The sequence below is a fragment of the Hamadaea tsunoensis DSM 44101 genome (assembly GCF_000428945.1).
GTDB lineage: Bacteria > Actinomycetota > Actinomycetes > Mycobacteriales > Micromonosporaceae > Hamadaea > Hamadaea tsunoensis.
In genome coordinates this window covers 21550-35205 of the sequence record NZ_AUAX01000044.1, presented here as the reverse complement: position 1 = coordinate 35205, position 13656 = coordinate 21550, and the positions used below count along the sequence as shown (strand labels likewise).

Here is a 13656-nt window from a genome sequence, read left to right as displayed (position 1 = left end):
ATGCATATCTCCGCTCACCTTGATGTCGACGTGATCGCCGTCGAGACCGACGACCAGCTGTCGGTGCTCGTCGAGATGACCGCGCCCACCGCACCGCAGTCCGTCGAGCCACGCCCACCTTCCACATTGGAGGTGGTGCTCGACCGGAGTGGTTCCATGGCCGGCGCCCGTCTCGACGGCGCGAAGATCGCGTTGGCCGGCTTGATCGACAGGCTGGACCCGACCGACAACTTCGGGCTGGTCACCTTCGACAACCATGTGACCGTCGCGGTGCCGGCCAGCCCGCTCGCCGACAAGAACGCGGTGAAGCGGGCGATCGCCGACGTGCAGGCCGGCGGCAACACCGATCTGTCCTCCGGGTACCTGCGGGGTCTGCAAGAGGCGGAACGGGTCGCCGGCCCGGCCGGCGCGACCGTGCTGCTCATCTCCGACGGCCACGCCAATGCGGGCGTCACCGACCCGGACGCGCTGCGCGGTATCGCCGCCAAGGCACGGGGCAAGACCATCACGACCTCTACGCTCGGCTACGGACTCGGGTACGACGAACGGATCATGTCGGCGATCGCCGACGGCGGCGCGGGCAACGAGCACTTCGCCGAGGAGCCCGACACCGCCGGCGCGCTGATCGCCGGCGAGCTCGAAGGCCTGCTGTCCCAGACCGCGCAAGCGGCATCCTTGGCCATCCACGTGTCGCCACAGGTCCGAGCGGTCCAGGTGATCAACGATCTGCCCACCACGACCAACGGCGACGCCGTGGTCGCCGAGCTGGGCAGCTTCTACTCCGGCGAGACCCGCAAGCTGGTGCTGGTGTTCGACATCCCCGCCATCGCCACCCTCGGCCTCGCGCAGGTGGCGACCTGCGTGTTCACCTGGGTCGAGCTGCCCGCACTGGCCCAGCACACGCTCACGGTGCCGGTGCACGTCAACGTCGTGCCCGGCGATCAAGCCGCTGGACGGGTTCCCGATCCAACGGTCCGGACCGAGCTGGTCTACCTGCAGGTGCAACAGTCGAAGCGCCGCGCCTCCCACCACCTGAGTGCAGGTGACGCCCAGGCCGCCCTCGGTGAGATCGCCCTGTCGCAGAGCACCATCAACCGCATCCTCGCCTCGGCCCCGGAGGCGATGCGGGCCGAGCTGGCCGACGAGGCCGCCGCACTGGCGTACGTGGCCGATCAAGTCCAGCAGGGCATGCTCTCGCGAGCAGCCAAGTATTCGTCGATGGATGCCCGGTCGAAGTCATCCAAGCACGGCCGCGAGACCCAGCCGCCGCCACCACCCACCAACCCCGTATAGGTGTGGTTCGGTCAGTCCGCGCCCAACGTCGCGGCCAGCTCGGCGTCGCGTTGCGCGAACGCCTGCCACTGCGGCGTTGCGGCGCCGGCCAGACCTGCCGCGGCGGTCTGGGTCGCTCGCCGGATCCGCCAGCCGTCCAGCCCCGAACTCGAAAAGATCGCGGGGCACGGCTCGCTCACGACGGCGCAGCGATACCTCCAGCCCGATCGCCGAGCGATCGAGGCCGCCTCCACCGCCCTGAGCCCTCAAATCAACCGGCCGAGGCCCACATCTGGCCCACACTCGATCACGAATCGGCGCCGCAGTAGAAGACAATCAAGGCCGATGACCTGCCCAAATGGGTATCACCGGCCTTGATTTATCGGGTCGGGCTGGCCGGATTTGAACCGACGACCCCTTGACCCCCAGTTGATGCAAGGGTCAGCGGTGTACTAGGCAACGCTTGCCGAGGTCACTGGACGTATTAAACTGCCCCAGTCAAGGGGTCTGTGATTGCACCATTTCTACGTCGCGTTCGCCCAGCTTAACCGCATGCCCGAACGCATCTCCACTCCAAAGTCGTCCCAAACAGGACTTCATCCGACCGGGCTACTGGAGCGGCTTCGCGGCCACCGCTTCTGCTGCAGAATGGTCGGCGTCGACGGCCCAGTCCCGCCCGTGTACGGCAGCTGGCCTGTGACCAGCGCTGCGGCGTGGTCGGCAGCCTGGCAGCTGCGACAGCGTTGACCCGGGTGTAGCAGCGCATGAGCGTTGCCGGGTCATGACCCAATGCCACATCAGCGCAAGTTGATCTTGCTCGTGGGCTGACTGATCGGTCGTGCGTGGGCTCTGCGGTTGGACCAGATTCTCCTGGTGGCTGAACATGTTGCGACTGCCCGGGTTGGCATTGTTCCTGATTGGATCTGGATCGGTGTGACCGAAGGTTGACTTTCCCGTGAATCCGGGCGACTCCAGCAACTAGGTTTTGCGCTGCGGCACGGTCGGCGACCGACCGGCCGTGCCGGCTACCAACAGAGAGAGAGCCCCGTGTCAGCGGAAAAGAGCTACTCGGTCCACGAACGCAGAATGTCACCCCGCAGGGCCAGCCGGATCGCGCTCGCACTCGCGAGTGGGGTTGCTGTCGTCGCGCTCCTACCCGCGGCCCCGGCCCAGGCGGTCACCTCGGGCGGGATCATCAACGGCGGGCGCTGGTGCTCGGCGGGCCAGCGGGTGACCGGCGGCGGTGCCTCGGTGATCGGTGAGGGCAGCGGCGACTTCAACACCCGTATCGAGGGATCCGAGGTGAGCGCGCACTTCGACCACACCACGAACACGGTGGCCGGCCTGTGGGCGACCACCATCCGCAACACTGACGGTACCTCCCACCAGATCGGCCTATTCGGCGTCTGTGTCGACAGCGTCGCCGGATACCAGGTCGTCTCGAAAGACGTCACCGTGGTCGCGGGTGGGTTCCTGCGTGACATCGCGACGTGCCCAGTGGGAACGGCGGCGCTCGGCGGGGGTGCCAACGACACTTCCTACAGCTACAACCAACCGGCTTCCGGCGATCGCATCGTCCAGGAGTCCTCGCCGGGCACCACAGGCAGCCAGTCTCTGTGGCTGACCGCCCTGCGCAACAACGACACGGTCTCCCATCTGATCAGGCTGTTCGCGGTCTGCGCCAACACCCCGGCCGGCTATCAGATCATTCACAAGGATCTCACCCTGGCCGCCGGCGGGTTCGTCCGCGACACCGCGCGGTGCCCGGTGGGCTCGGTGGTGCTCAGCGGCGGCGCGGCAGTCGTCGGCTCGGGCAGTGCCGACTTCAAGACCCGCATCCAAGAGTCTGCGCCCGGCGTGGCCGACAGTCAGTCCTTGTGGATGACCGCCCTACGCAACAGCGCCAGCGTCTCCCACACCATCAGCCTGTACGCCGTATGCGCCAACCCGATCGCCGGTTACCAGGTCGTGAGTTCGACTGTATAGAGCCGACAGGTAATGCGGCTTGTCGGTAGGTAGGCGGAAACAGCGTCCGGGCAAACTCTGGACGCTGTTTCTCGCTGGAGGCTTCTCCGTATGACGGCGTACGAACTTCGCGGGGGTCGGTGTTCTGGACTTGCTGTGACCGTTCCCGTGAGGACTGTCCTGTTGAGATGAGCTGCGGCTCTCAGTGATCATCTTGTTGTCGATGCAAGCTGGTCATCGAGCAACGCGCCTCTCCGGCGCGAACAGAACCCGGCTGCGGAGCCTGACCGTCAGCCGTCCGGCGTTCCCGCCGGCCTCCAGACAGCGGAACCAACGCCAGGCAGTACGGTCGGCGTATGCCAGGCCTTGGATTGTTTCGGCGCATCTGCCACGAGGCAGCACGCCGGACCGGTGGCGAGGTGACCGAGTTCCGCATTGCTGATGGGCCTTCGCCCAGCTTCCACCAGGGCATCATCGGCTACGAAGGCCGGGCCGTCGCGGTCGTCTGGGTCCGCGATACGGCACTCCTTGCGATCGCTGCACCCCGAGACCTCGCGTTCGCGCCGGCCCGAGTTGCAGGACCACTCACGTTCCTCGAAGTTCCAGGCTTGGCCGCCGCATTGACTGAAGCCGAAGGCTTCAGACTGCTCACGCTGACCGAGCTGGCCGGCCCGGTCGACACCGCCGAGTGGTCCAGCATCCGGCAAGAAGACATGCAGTACTGGTGCCCCGATTCACTGGGCGAGGCGCGGTTCAACTACTGGGACTGACAACGAACCATCCCGTCACCGCGGCTCGAGGGACACATGCGCGGATCTGCCGCGAACCGCGCGTTGATCAAGGGACTTGCGGCCGTCGTTGCTGTCGGCTACAGCACGCTTCGTGTGACAATCGCGGTGTGTCGGTACCGTACGTACAGCTGTCGACCGTGGCGCGTACCGTTCTTTTCGTCAGCGTTGGCGCCTTATCGGCGGGTGAACTCCTCCGGGCGCTGCTGCAGGCCCTCCGCGGTCGCCGCGGTGCGGAACGCGTCAACCTACGTGCGGAGGCAGTGTTCAGGGCGGTGTTCGTCGGCGGGATCCTGCTGTTGCCCATCGGCCGGGCTTTGGCACCGGCCGCCGTCATCGGCGGGGGTGTGTGGGTCTTCGCCCTGGGAGCGGCGATCGCATGGTTCGGCCTGCTGCTGCGCTGGTGGTCGTTTGTGAGCCTGGGCAAGTACTTCACCGTGGTGTTGGAGACCAGCAACGACCAGCCCATCGTCGACCGTGGCCCATACCGGGTTCTGCGCCACCCGAGCTACACCGGTCTCCTGCTCGCGTTCGCGGGATTCGGCTTGATGCTGGGGAATTGGGTCAGCGCCGTAGGTGCGGTGGGCTTGATACTGATCGGCCTGATCTATCGTATTCGGGTCGAGGAACGCGCCTTGAGCGCTGCATTCGGCGACCGCTACAGGGAGTTCGCCGCTAGCCGCGCTCGGCTTATCCCCTACATCTGGTAGCCCTCACGCTCAGGTGTACATCAGTGGGATTCGCGGGAGACGTCCGGGCCGCTGGCACCGACGAGAAAGTCGAGGTCCGCGCCGGTGTGGGCCTGCCCGACGGTGCGAACGTAGAGGAGTTCCCAGCCGCGCGTCGGCGCCGCGTACGCGCTGACAGTCGCCGGATCCGGGACGCGGGAAGCCAGCTCCTCGGCGGAGATGTCGATGTCGATCCGCCGCCCGGGCACGTCGAGGACGATCACGTCGCCGGTGCGTACCAACGCCAAGGGGCCGCCCGCCGCCGCCTCGGGTGACACGTGCAACACGACCGTCCCATAGGCGGTGCCGCTCATCCGCCCGTCGCAGATGCGCACCATATCGCGTACGCCCTGCTGCAGCAGTTTCGTCGGCAACGGCAGGTTGGCGACCTCGGGCATGCCGGGGTAGCCCTTCGGGCCGCAGCCGCGCAGGATCAGCACCGAATCGGCGTCGACATCGAGAGCTGGATCATCGATGCGGGCATGCATGTCCTCAATGGAGTCGAATACCATCGCCTTTCCCCGGTGCTGTAGCAGGTTCGCCGATGCGGCCGCGGGCTTGATGACCGCGCCGGAAGGGGCGAGGTTGCCGTAGAGCACGGCGATGCCGGCCTGGCCTTGCAACGGCTCGGCACGTATCCGGATCACCTCCCGGTCCCAGATCTCGGCATCGTCGAGATAGGAAACCAGCGGCTGGCCGGTCACCGTGAGCGCGGCCGGGTCGAGGAGATCCTTCACCTCGTTGAGAACGGCATGCAGGCCACCGGCCCGGAAGAAATCCTCCATCAGGAACCGGCCGGCGGGCTGGAGGTCGACGAGCAGCGGCACGGCCGAACCCGTCCGGTCGAAGTCGTCCTGCGTCAGCTCGACGCCCAGCCGCGCGGCGATCGCGAGCAGATGCACCACTGCATTGGTGGATCCGCCGATGGCGGCGAGCGCGACGATGGCATTCAGGAACGAGCCTCGGGACAGGATGGCGCTGGGCGTACGCCCTTCGGCCACCATCTCCACGGCGAGGCGGCCGGAGTCGTGCGCGGCTTCGAGGAGACGGCTGTCGGCGGCGGGCGTACCGGCGACTCCCGGGAGCACCATGCCGAGCGCCCCGGCGAGCAGACCCATCGTCGACGCCGTGCCCATGGTGTTGCAGTGGCCCCGGCTGCGTATCATCGACGACTCGGACTTCGCGAACTGCTCCGGCGACAGGGTTCCTGCGCGTACTTCCTCCGACAAACGCCACACGTCCGTGCCGCAGCCGAGCGCCTGACCCCGGAACGTCCCGGTCAGCATCGGGCCGCCGGGCACGACGACCGCTGGTAGGTTCGCCGAGGCGGCGGCCATCAGCAGGGCGGGGATCGTCTTGTCGCAGCCGCCGAGCAGCACGACGCCGTCGATCGGATTCGCGCGGATCATCTCCTCGGCGGCCATCGCGGCCATGTTGCGCCACAGCATCGCGGTCGGCCGGACGAGTGTCTCGCCGAGGGAGACGACCGGAAGGTTCAGCGGGATGCCGCCTGCCTCGTAGACGCCCTGCTTGACACTCTCAGCGACTTCGTTGAGGTGCGCGTTGCACGGCGTCAGATCCGAGGCGGTGTTCGCGATCGCGATGTGCGGGCGGCCGTCGAAGGCGTGGGCCGGTAGCCCCCGGCGCATCCAAGCCCGATGGATGTAGGCGTTGCGGTCCGTCCCCGCGTACCATTGGGAGCTGCGTTGCTCAGCCACATTTCCACCTATCGCTATAGTGAACTATCTTCTGGAATGTGGCGGAGCCTACATCTGCCGGGGCACGATCGGCGTGGCTACGCGACACCGAGAATGGCCTCGGCAATGTCGACGATCCTTGCCTTGCGTTCACCGCCGGCGACGGTCAGTGTCTTGTCGCCGATCACGACCTCGATACCCCAGTCCGCGCGGCTCCGTTGCGTTGAGCGTTGGCAAGACGGAGGCAGACTTGAGCAGTGAAGTCATCGATCGGCCCGCGCCCGTGGCTGCCGCCGAGGTCGGCGTTCGTTGAATTCCGGTTCCCGCCGGAGGTGATCGTCGTCGCGATCCGCTGGTACCTGCGATACGACCTGTCCTACCGCGACGTCGAGGAACTGCTGGTCGAACGCGGCGTGGAGGTGGACCACGTCACCGTCTACCGATGAGTGCGGCGGTTCATCCCGCTGCTGGCCGATGCCGCCCGCTTCACCCGCCACTCGCCCGGTGACCGGTGGTTCGTGGACGAGACGGGACGGGACGTCAAAGTCTACGGGGTGTGGCAATACGTGTACCGAGCGGTCGACCAGCACGGGCAGGTCATCGACGTGCTGGTCTCGAGCCGCCGTGACGCCGACGCGGCCCGCAGGTTCTTCGGTCGGGCATTGTCGACGTTGAAGGTGACCCCCACTGAGGTGGTCACCGACGCCGCCGCGGTCTACCCCGTCGTGCTGGAGGAGTTGATCCCGTCGGCGTGGCGTCACCTCGAGCAGTACGCCAACAATCCGATCGAGGCTGATCACAGCCAACTCAAACACCGGTTGAGGGCGATGCGCGGGTTACGAACCGAGAAGACAGCGCAGATCATCATCGCCGGACACGCATTCCTGCAGCCATGGCCTGCGAGGCTGTGGCTGGGGTCGCTCGGAAACACCTGCCGCCTGCGGGCTGGCCCTCTAATGGCTTGCGTCCCGGCCACAACCGCTGGCAGGGGTGGCCCGAGAGAGGTCTGCTGAGCTGTAAGAACGTACTTCAGCTCATAGTCGCCGATGAGGCGGCATGCAGGCCGCCGCACTAGTCTGGCGCTGTGATGAGTCCGCCTTCCCTCACCGAGCGCCGCTCGCCGTGGGTGGTATTCACCCGCTGCGACGATCCCTGGGTAGGCGCCGAGACGGCTGAGCTCTTGAACCGGGGCGGAAGTGTGTTCCGGCTGGATGGTCGGGAACTCCGGGATCCCGGCTCACTGTTCACCGCGTTCGCCCGTGAGCTGACCTTTCCCAGCTACTTCGAGCGAAATTGGGACGCGCTCGTTGACTGCCTGTGGGACTGGCATAGTCATGCAACCATCACGGATGACGTCGCGATCATCATCGATGATGCCGACGAGCTGCTTTACGCCGATTTCTTGGGGACCCTCGTCTCAGTTCTCTGCCAAGCGGCGTGGAAGGCCAACCTCCAGCTTGATGCCGACGGTAACCCGCACAACGACGAGCACTGGACGCCACGGGCCCTGCATACCGCCGTCCTCCTCGGCCACACGCCGCCGGCCGCCTTCGCCGAGCGTGCGGTGAGCGACCAGGATGTGGCGGTTGTCTTTGACGGTGGCCGCCTATCGGCGACTCTCACAGGCCCGGACTGGCCCGGCTTCAAGGCATGAGATTCGGTAGATTTCCAGCTTCGTCACGGCGTCGAGATAGGTCGGGAACCGGTCGGGCATGCCACGGTAGCCCGTCGACAAGATCCTCCAGTTCTTCATATGCGCGATGACGCGCTCAACGCTGGCCGTTGCGAGGCGATCACCCGGTTGAACTCGCGGTCGGACGCGGTCAGGGATTGGCCCTTCGGTTTGCGGTCGGGCACGCACAGGCCGGTACCGGTGTACGCGGTGTCGACGAAGCCGCCCGGACCGCCGTCCGCGTACAACCGGCCGACAAAGCGTTGCGCCAGGCCGCTTTCGTGCCATGCCTTGGCGTCGTGGGTGGCGCCAGGCAGCGGACGGTCGGTCAGCGCCGGCGTGCCATGGGCAGAGCCAACGACCTGGATGTTGAAGCCGCACCGATGATGTTTGCCGGAAAACATGCCAGAGGTGAAGGTGTTGGCACGCCGGTCGCCAGTCGGGGCCAGGAAGCCGTCAACACGCACCGTGGAGCGCAGTTCCTTGGCGGCGACCTGCTCGGCCAGCGGCGCAAGCACCGCGGTGATGACTGGCAGGAAGCGGTCGACCAATCGCGACACAGTGGGCTGCGAGCACCCGAACAGCTCGGCCGGCAGCGCCTGTGACACGTTGTGGCGCACGAGCAGCACCAGCTGGTCGACTTGATCAGGCGCGAGGCCCGTCATCCGGGCGCTGGCCGCCGGGGAGCGTCGGCGCGACCGAGGCGACCGCCCAGGCGGGCAGGGTGAGGTCGATGTCGAGGACGCCGTCGTCGCCGACGGTCAGCGTGCTGCGGTGGAGGCCGTCGGCGACGTGGCGCAGCTCGGCGGTCTGTTCCCGCGTGATGTTGAGCGGGGCGCCCATCTGGTACCAGGCCTCGGCGACGTTCCCGTGCTCCCAGTCGAGGATCTCCACGGTGAGCTCGGCGCCCGGGCGCAGTCCCTCGACCCGGTGCCGGACGCGGCGCTCGGGGCCCATCTCGACGAGGGCTCGCGTCTCGGCGTAGCCGTTGCGGGACGCGAGCCCCGTCGTGCCCATATCGGCGGGGTAGTTGTAGAAGATGGCCGACACGTCGCCCGTCGCGGACGAGCGGGTGATGGCGCCGTCGGGCAGCTCGGCCAGGAGGCGGTCACCGAGGCGGTGGAGCATGGCCATCGCGTGGAACGTCGGCTTGTGCAGGCCGTTCTCGTTGACGAACCCGAAGCCTCCGTGGAAGGGGCCGATGCCGCCGCCGCCCTCCTCGAACACGTCGGTGAAAGTCCAGTAGGAGATCGAGTCGGCCAGCGGCGCGCCCTTGAGGAACGCCCGGACGATGTACGCGGCGGCGAAGAGCGTGTCGTGGATCGCGTCGCGGCTCGACGGCGAGGTCGACCACTCGGTGATGTGCAGCTCGGCATCCGGGTACGGGCTGTTCTCGATGATCGTGCCCAGGACCTGCAGGTCGACGTACGTGGCGTCCTTCTGGCGCGTGATCGCTTTGAGGTTGCCCAGGGAGTCCGCCGCGTAGTCGGTCGGATACAGGTGGGTGGAGACGAAGTCGATCGGCAGCCCGCGCTGGGCGCAGTACTCGATCAGCTCGTGGATCCACACCGGCTGCCAGTCGAGCTCGTCGGGGTCGGTGGCCACCGCGGTCTCGACCTCGAGCGACGGGTCGTGGGTCTCTCCGGAGTAACGGGCGTCGGGGACGAACACGCTCGTCGACGGGCCGCCGACCCGCAGCCGGGGGTCGATGGCTTTGATCGCGCGCGCCGTGGCCTCGTATAGCTCGAAGTACTCGGTGCGCGTCCCGGTCCAGAAGTTGGGCACGAGGTTCGGCTCGTTCCACACCTCGAACGGCCACTGCCGCACCTCGTCGATGCCGTACCGCTCGATCCAGTGCCGCACGGTGGCGTCGACCAGCGCGACCCATTGGCCCATCTCCTTGGGCGGGCTGCAGTGGGCCTTCCACCAGAACAGCGTTTCGGTCTGGGTGGCGAGCTGGCGCGGCATGAACCCGAGCTCCACGAACGGGCGGGCGCCCGCGTCGAGGATCGCGTCGAACACCTTGTCGACATATGCGAACGTGTAGACCGGCTCGGGCAGCGGCTGGTTCGGGCCGAAGCCGCCGCCGTTGTCCGTCCGGTAGACGAACATGTCGTCGTGGAACAGGCCGTGGAAGCGCACGTGCCGGGCGCCCAGCACCTGGACGGCCTCGCGGAAGTGCGCCTGCCAGTCCGCCCGCAACGCCTCATTCGCGCGGCCGGCACCGACGCATTCGTTCCACACGTGATGCAGCGGCACCTCGGCGGGTTCCTGTCCGTCGATCAGCAGGGCTGACGTCGCCTGCTCAGTCATGAACAGCTCCTTCGCTCCGTCCGTGAGTAGGGCTTGCGAGCCCGGTGGGGTCGCTGACACGGAACCAGTCCACGTCGACGTAGCCCCCGGGCTCGGCAGTGGCGTAGTTGAAGAGGGCGAACCGGTACCCGGTGAAGTGCGCGAGGTCGTATTGCATCCGCAGGGTGTCGCCCAGCCACGTCCAGTTGCTGCCGTCGTACGAGTACGCGAACGACGCCGTATCGACGGCATTCCGGAAGTCGACGTCCGCGCGCAGGTAGACGACGTCCGCCCGCAGCGGCACCGGTGCGCTGGTGAAGGCGATGACGCCGTCGCCGCCTGCCCGGCGCATCACCAGGCTCTTGGTCCCGCCCTCCATCGTCACGGCAACGTATCCGTACCTGCGCTGATAGGCGGAGATGCCTGCGACGTCCCCGTCCTTCATGTACGAGACGTCCAGCGAGATGGCGCCGGAGCTCGCGGGCCCGAGCGTGCGTTGGGTGAGCGTGTTGCGCGCATCGAGGATGCTCGACGCGACGCTGCCCGTGGTCAGCCGCAGGTGTCCGGGCCGCTCGGTGAGCGACCAGAACCGGTTGTCCGGGTTGTGGTTCCACTGCCACTGGAGCCCCAGGTCCGACCCGTTCCATGCGTTCTCGGCGGACTCTGCCAGGAGGTCCGCGTTGGCCGTGTTCCAGTGGCCCGCGCGCTCGAGGAGGTTGTCGAAGTCGTCCGAGGCGACGACGGCGGCCCCGTCACCGGCCGTCCGTGCGGCCGCCGCGGGCGCTTGCGGATGGAGAGCGAACACCGGCCACCCGTCGTCGTCCCAGGTCACGCCAACGAGCTGAGGCGCACGACCCAGCGGGCCCTCGTCCTGGAACAGCATGGCGTACCACTGTCCGTCGGATGTCTGGACGACTCCTCCCTGGGCGACGCCGGTTCCGGGTCGGCCCCCGACCGTCACGCCCTGGCTGAGCACGACCCGGCCCTCCCACACGCCGCCGGCCGACTGCGGCGCCAGCGACGTCGACCGCCACAGCACCTCCTGGCGGATGCCACCCGACGGCCACTCGATCATGAAGACGTAGTAGTAGTCCCCGATCTTGTACGCGTGCGCGCCCTCGGCGTTCAGTCCGCTGGTCTGGTCGACGTTGGCGTCCTCGACGAGCCGGGTCGCCGGGCCGTCCCAGGCAAGGGTCCCGTCGTCGTGCCGCCGCAGCCTGCGCAGGTCGATCGACCCGCCACCGTAGACAAGCCAGACGTCGTCGCCGTCGAACAGCAGCGACTGATCGTGGGCGTACCCGTCGAGCACCGACCTGGTCCACGGCCCGTGCTCGATGTTGGGAGTCGAGTAGACGTACGTCTGCTGCGTGGTGAGGCTGCCGACCGACACGTAGTAGGTCCCGTCATGGAATCTGATGCTCGCTGCCCAGCTTCCCTGGCCGTACGCGTCCTGGCCGTTGCGCAGCGCCAGCGCGTCCGTGTCGTCGAGGATCGCCGCGGTGTACCCGGCGATGGACCAGTGCACCAGGTCGCCCGAGCGCATGATCGGGACGCTCGGCGCGAAGTACATGGTCGTGCTGACCATGTAGTAGTACCGGCCGTCGAAGACGACGTCCGGGTCGGGCACGTCCGCGAAGATGACGGGGTCGGTGACGTCTGCCCGCGCCCCGCCTTCGCGGATGTTCGCCTCCGGTCGGTCCATCAGCGCAGCTCGAGCGCCACGGTGACGTAGGAGTGGGCAGGCAGCTCGACCTCGAGCCCCCGGGGGTGGGGGTGCACGCCGGCATGGTCGGTAGGGGCGACGGCGTCGAGCTGTTCGGGAGTGTTGTGCGCGTCGAGCGCCTTGGCGGTCAGCACCCGCGCGGTGTGCCCGACGACGTCGCGGCCGCGCAGGTCCAGGACGAGGGTGCGGTCCGTCTCGGCGTCGAGGTTGGACAGCGAGACCAGGGCGGTGTCGCCCTTGACCGACGCGGACGCCGAGACGAGCGGCAGCTCGGTCGCGCCGACGGCGCGAGTCTCGACGCCGCGCAGGTGCACCGCGAGGGCGGCGGCGTCGTGGTGGCCGGTGTTCATGGCGAAGACGTGGTACGTCGGGGTGAGCACGAGCGCCCCGCTGTCGGGGTCGGTGAGGATCATCGCCTGCAGCACGTTGACGGTCTGGGCGATGTTCGCCATGACCACGCGCTCGGCGTGACGGTGGAACGCGTCGAAGTGCACGGAGGCGACCAGGGCGTCGCGCAGCGTGTTCTGCTGGTACAGGAACCCGGGGTTGGTGCCCTTCTCCACGTTCCACCACGTGCCCCACTCGTCCACGACCAGGCCGACCTTGCGGTGCGGGTCGTAGCGGTCCATGACCGTGGAGTGCCGGGTGAGCAGCTCTTCCATGCGCCGGGTGCGGGCCATGGTCACGTACCACTGGTCCGTGCTGAACCCGGTGGCGTCGCCCTTGTCCGACCACGGCCCGGCCATCGTGTAGTAGTGCAGCGACACGGCCTGGAACGGGCCCGCCGAACCGGCTCGGTCCGCTGCCAGGTCGTCGAACGAGCGCATGAGCGTCTCGGTCCAGTGCAGGTCGGCCTCGTTCGCGCCCGCCGCGATCCGGTACAGCAGGTTGCCACCGTGGTTGCGGCAGTAGGTGGCGTACTGCCGGGCCAGCGACGCGAACTGCTCGGCGCGCAGGTTGCCGCCGCAGCCCCACGCCTCGTTGCCCAGTCCCCAGAACGGCACCCGCCACGGCTGCTCGCGCCCGTTCGCCCGCCGCAGCGCCGCCATCGGTGAATCGTCCGCCCGGGTCAGGTACTCCACCCACTCCGACATCTCCGCCACCGACCCGGACCCCACGTTCCCCGACACGTACGGGTCCGCACCGAGCAGCTCGCACAGGTCCATGAACTCGTGCGTGCCGAACGCGTTGTCCTCCACCACGTCGCCCCAGTGCGAGTTGACCATCCGCGGGCGGCTCTCGCGCGGGCCGACGCCGTCACGCCAGTGGTAGTCGTCGGCGAAGCAGCCGCCCGGCCAGCGCAGGTTCGGGATCGAGATCGCCCGCAACGCCTCGACCACGTCCGAGCGGATGCCCCGCACGTTCGCGACCGGCGAGTCCTCGCCCACCCAGAACCCGCCGTAGATACACCGCCCCAGGTGCTCGGCGAAGTGCCCGTACACGTGCCGACTGATCGTGGCGCCGGGCAGGTCGAGGTCGATCACTGCGATCGTGCTCGTCGTCATTGTCTTCCTATCAG

General features: G+C 67.7%; 11 protein-coding genes and 1 pseudogene. 6 read left to right on the top strand and 6 right to left on the bottom strand.

The window, feature by feature from the left end; translation table 11 throughout:
• Window positions 1–1293: a vWA domain-containing protein gene (locus tag G401_RS51050; RefSeq protein WP_064741952.1), complete on the top strand. Its 1293-nt coding sequence runs from the start codon at window positions 1–3 to the stop codon at window positions 1291–1293.
• An 11-nt stretch (window positions 1294–1304) separates the two neighbouring features.
• Here the strand turns inward: G401_RS51050 and G401_RS56955 are convergent, their stop codons facing one another.
• The gene (locus G401_RS56955; RefSeq protein ID WP_169734298.1) at window positions 1305–1472 is read right to left on the bottom strand and encodes a hypothetical protein; all 168 of its coding nucleotides are present in this window, start codon (window positions 1470–1472) and stop codon (window positions 1305–1307) included.
• A gap of 886 nt (window positions 1473–2358) precedes the next feature.
• Here G401_RS56955 and G401_RS0137110 point away from each other — a divergent pair.
• The 3 genes from G401_RS0137110 (at window position 2359) to G401_RS0137100 (ending at window position 4735) form a co-directional block, all read left to right on the top strand.
• Entirely contained in the window at window positions 2359–3258 is a 900-nt protein-coding gene (locus G401_RS0137110) for a hypothetical protein (protein ID WP_027346465.1), read from the top strand.
• Window positions 3259–3656: 398 nt separating this feature from the next.
• A complete protein-coding gene (locus tag G401_RS0137105; protein WP_211240953.1) occupies window positions 3657–4007 on the top strand; it encodes a hypothetical protein in 351 nt (116 codons plus the stop codon).
• 128 nt (window positions 4008–4135) lie between these two features.
• Window positions 4136–4735: a methyltransferase family protein gene (locus G401_RS0137100; RefSeq protein WP_051367802.1), complete on the top strand. Its 600-nt coding sequence runs from the start codon at window positions 4136–4138 to the stop codon at window positions 4733–4735.
• A gap of 20 nt (window positions 4736–4755) precedes the next feature.
• Here the strand turns inward: G401_RS0137100 and G401_RS0137095 are convergent, their stop codons facing one another.
• A complete protein-coding gene (locus tag G401_RS0137095) occupies window positions 4756–6471 on the bottom strand; it encodes an IlvD/Edd family dehydratase (RefSeq protein ID WP_027346462.1) in 1716 nt (571 codons plus the stop codon).
• Window positions 6472–6737: 266 nt separating this feature from the next.
• Here G401_RS0137095 and G401_RS51045 point away from each other — a divergent pair.
• Window positions 6738–7340, top strand: a pseudogene (locus tag G401_RS51045) (IS6 family transposase); the annotation flags it as partial.
• A 197-nt stretch (window positions 7341–7537) separates the two neighbouring features.
• Window positions 7538–8104 carry a barstar family protein gene (locus G401_RS53820; RefSeq protein ID WP_245602048.1) on the top strand — a complete coding sequence of 189 codons (567 nt, stop codon included), beginning with the start codon at window positions 7538–7540 and terminating at the stop codon, window positions 8102–8104.
• Between the two features lie 95 nt (window positions 8105–8199).
• Here G401_RS53820 and G401_RS0137075 read toward each other — a convergent pair whose 3' ends face one another.
• Genes G401_RS0137075 through G401_RS0137060 form a run of 4 tightly spaced genes read right to left on the bottom strand, consistent with a single transcriptional unit; the run spans window position 8200 to window position 13642 of the window.
• The gene (locus tag G401_RS0137075) at window positions 8200–8787 is read right to left on the bottom strand and encodes a transposase family protein (RefSeq protein ID WP_027346461.1); all 588 of its coding nucleotides are present in this window, start codon (window positions 8785–8787) and stop codon (window positions 8200–8202) included.
• Entirely contained in the window at window positions 8768–10435 is a 1668-nt protein-coding gene (locus tag G401_RS51035; RefSeq protein WP_051367793.1) for a GH39 family glycosyl hydrolase, read from the bottom strand. Before G401_RS51035 ends, G401_RS0137075 begins: the two co-directional genes overlap by 20 nt.
• Complete coding sequence (locus G401_RS51030) at window positions 10428–12116, bottom strand: glycoside hydrolase family 43 protein (RefSeq protein WP_051367790.1); 1689 nt, start codon at window positions 12114–12116, stop codon at window positions 10428–10430. The genes G401_RS51035 and G401_RS51030 overlap by 8 nt, the downstream gene beginning before the upstream one ends.
• A complete protein-coding gene (locus tag G401_RS0137060; protein ID WP_027346460.1) occupies window positions 12116–13642 on the bottom strand; it encodes an alpha-N-arabinofuranosidase in 1527 nt (508 codons plus the stop codon). The genes G401_RS51030 and G401_RS0137060 overlap by 1 nt, the downstream gene beginning before the upstream one ends.
• Window positions 13643–13656 lie beyond the last annotated feature (14 nt).

Excerpts from the sequence above, each read along its gene's own strand:
- G401_RS0137075 (WP_027346461.1), bottom strand. The coding sequence starts at position 8,787 with ATGACGGGCCTCGCGCCTGATCAAGTCGACCAGCTGGTGCTGCTCGTG.
- G401_RS51035 (WP_051367793.1), bottom strand. The coding sequence starts at position 10,435 with ATGACTGAGCAGGCGACGTCAGCCCTGCTGATCGACGGACAGGAACCC.
- G401_RS51050 (WP_064741952.1), top strand. The coding sequence starts at position 1 with ATGCATATCTCCGCTCACCTTGATGTCGACGTGATCGCCGTCGAGACC.
- G401_RS0137060 (WP_027346460.1), bottom strand. The coding sequence starts at position 13,642 with ATGACGACGAGCACGATCGCAGTGATCGACCTCGACCTGCCCGGCGCC.
- G401_RS51030 (WP_051367790.1), bottom strand. The coding sequence starts at position 12,116 with ATGGACCGACCGGAGGCGAACATCCGCGAAGGCGGGGCGCGGGCAGAC.
- G401_RS0137110 (WP_027346465.1), top strand. The coding sequence starts at position 2,359 with ATGTCACCCCGCAGGGCCAGCCGGATCGCGCTCGCACTCGCGAGTGGG.
- G401_RS53820 (WP_245602048.1), top strand. The coding sequence starts at position 7,538 with ATGAGTCCGCCTTCCCTCACCGAGCGCCGCTCGCCGTGGGTGGTATTC.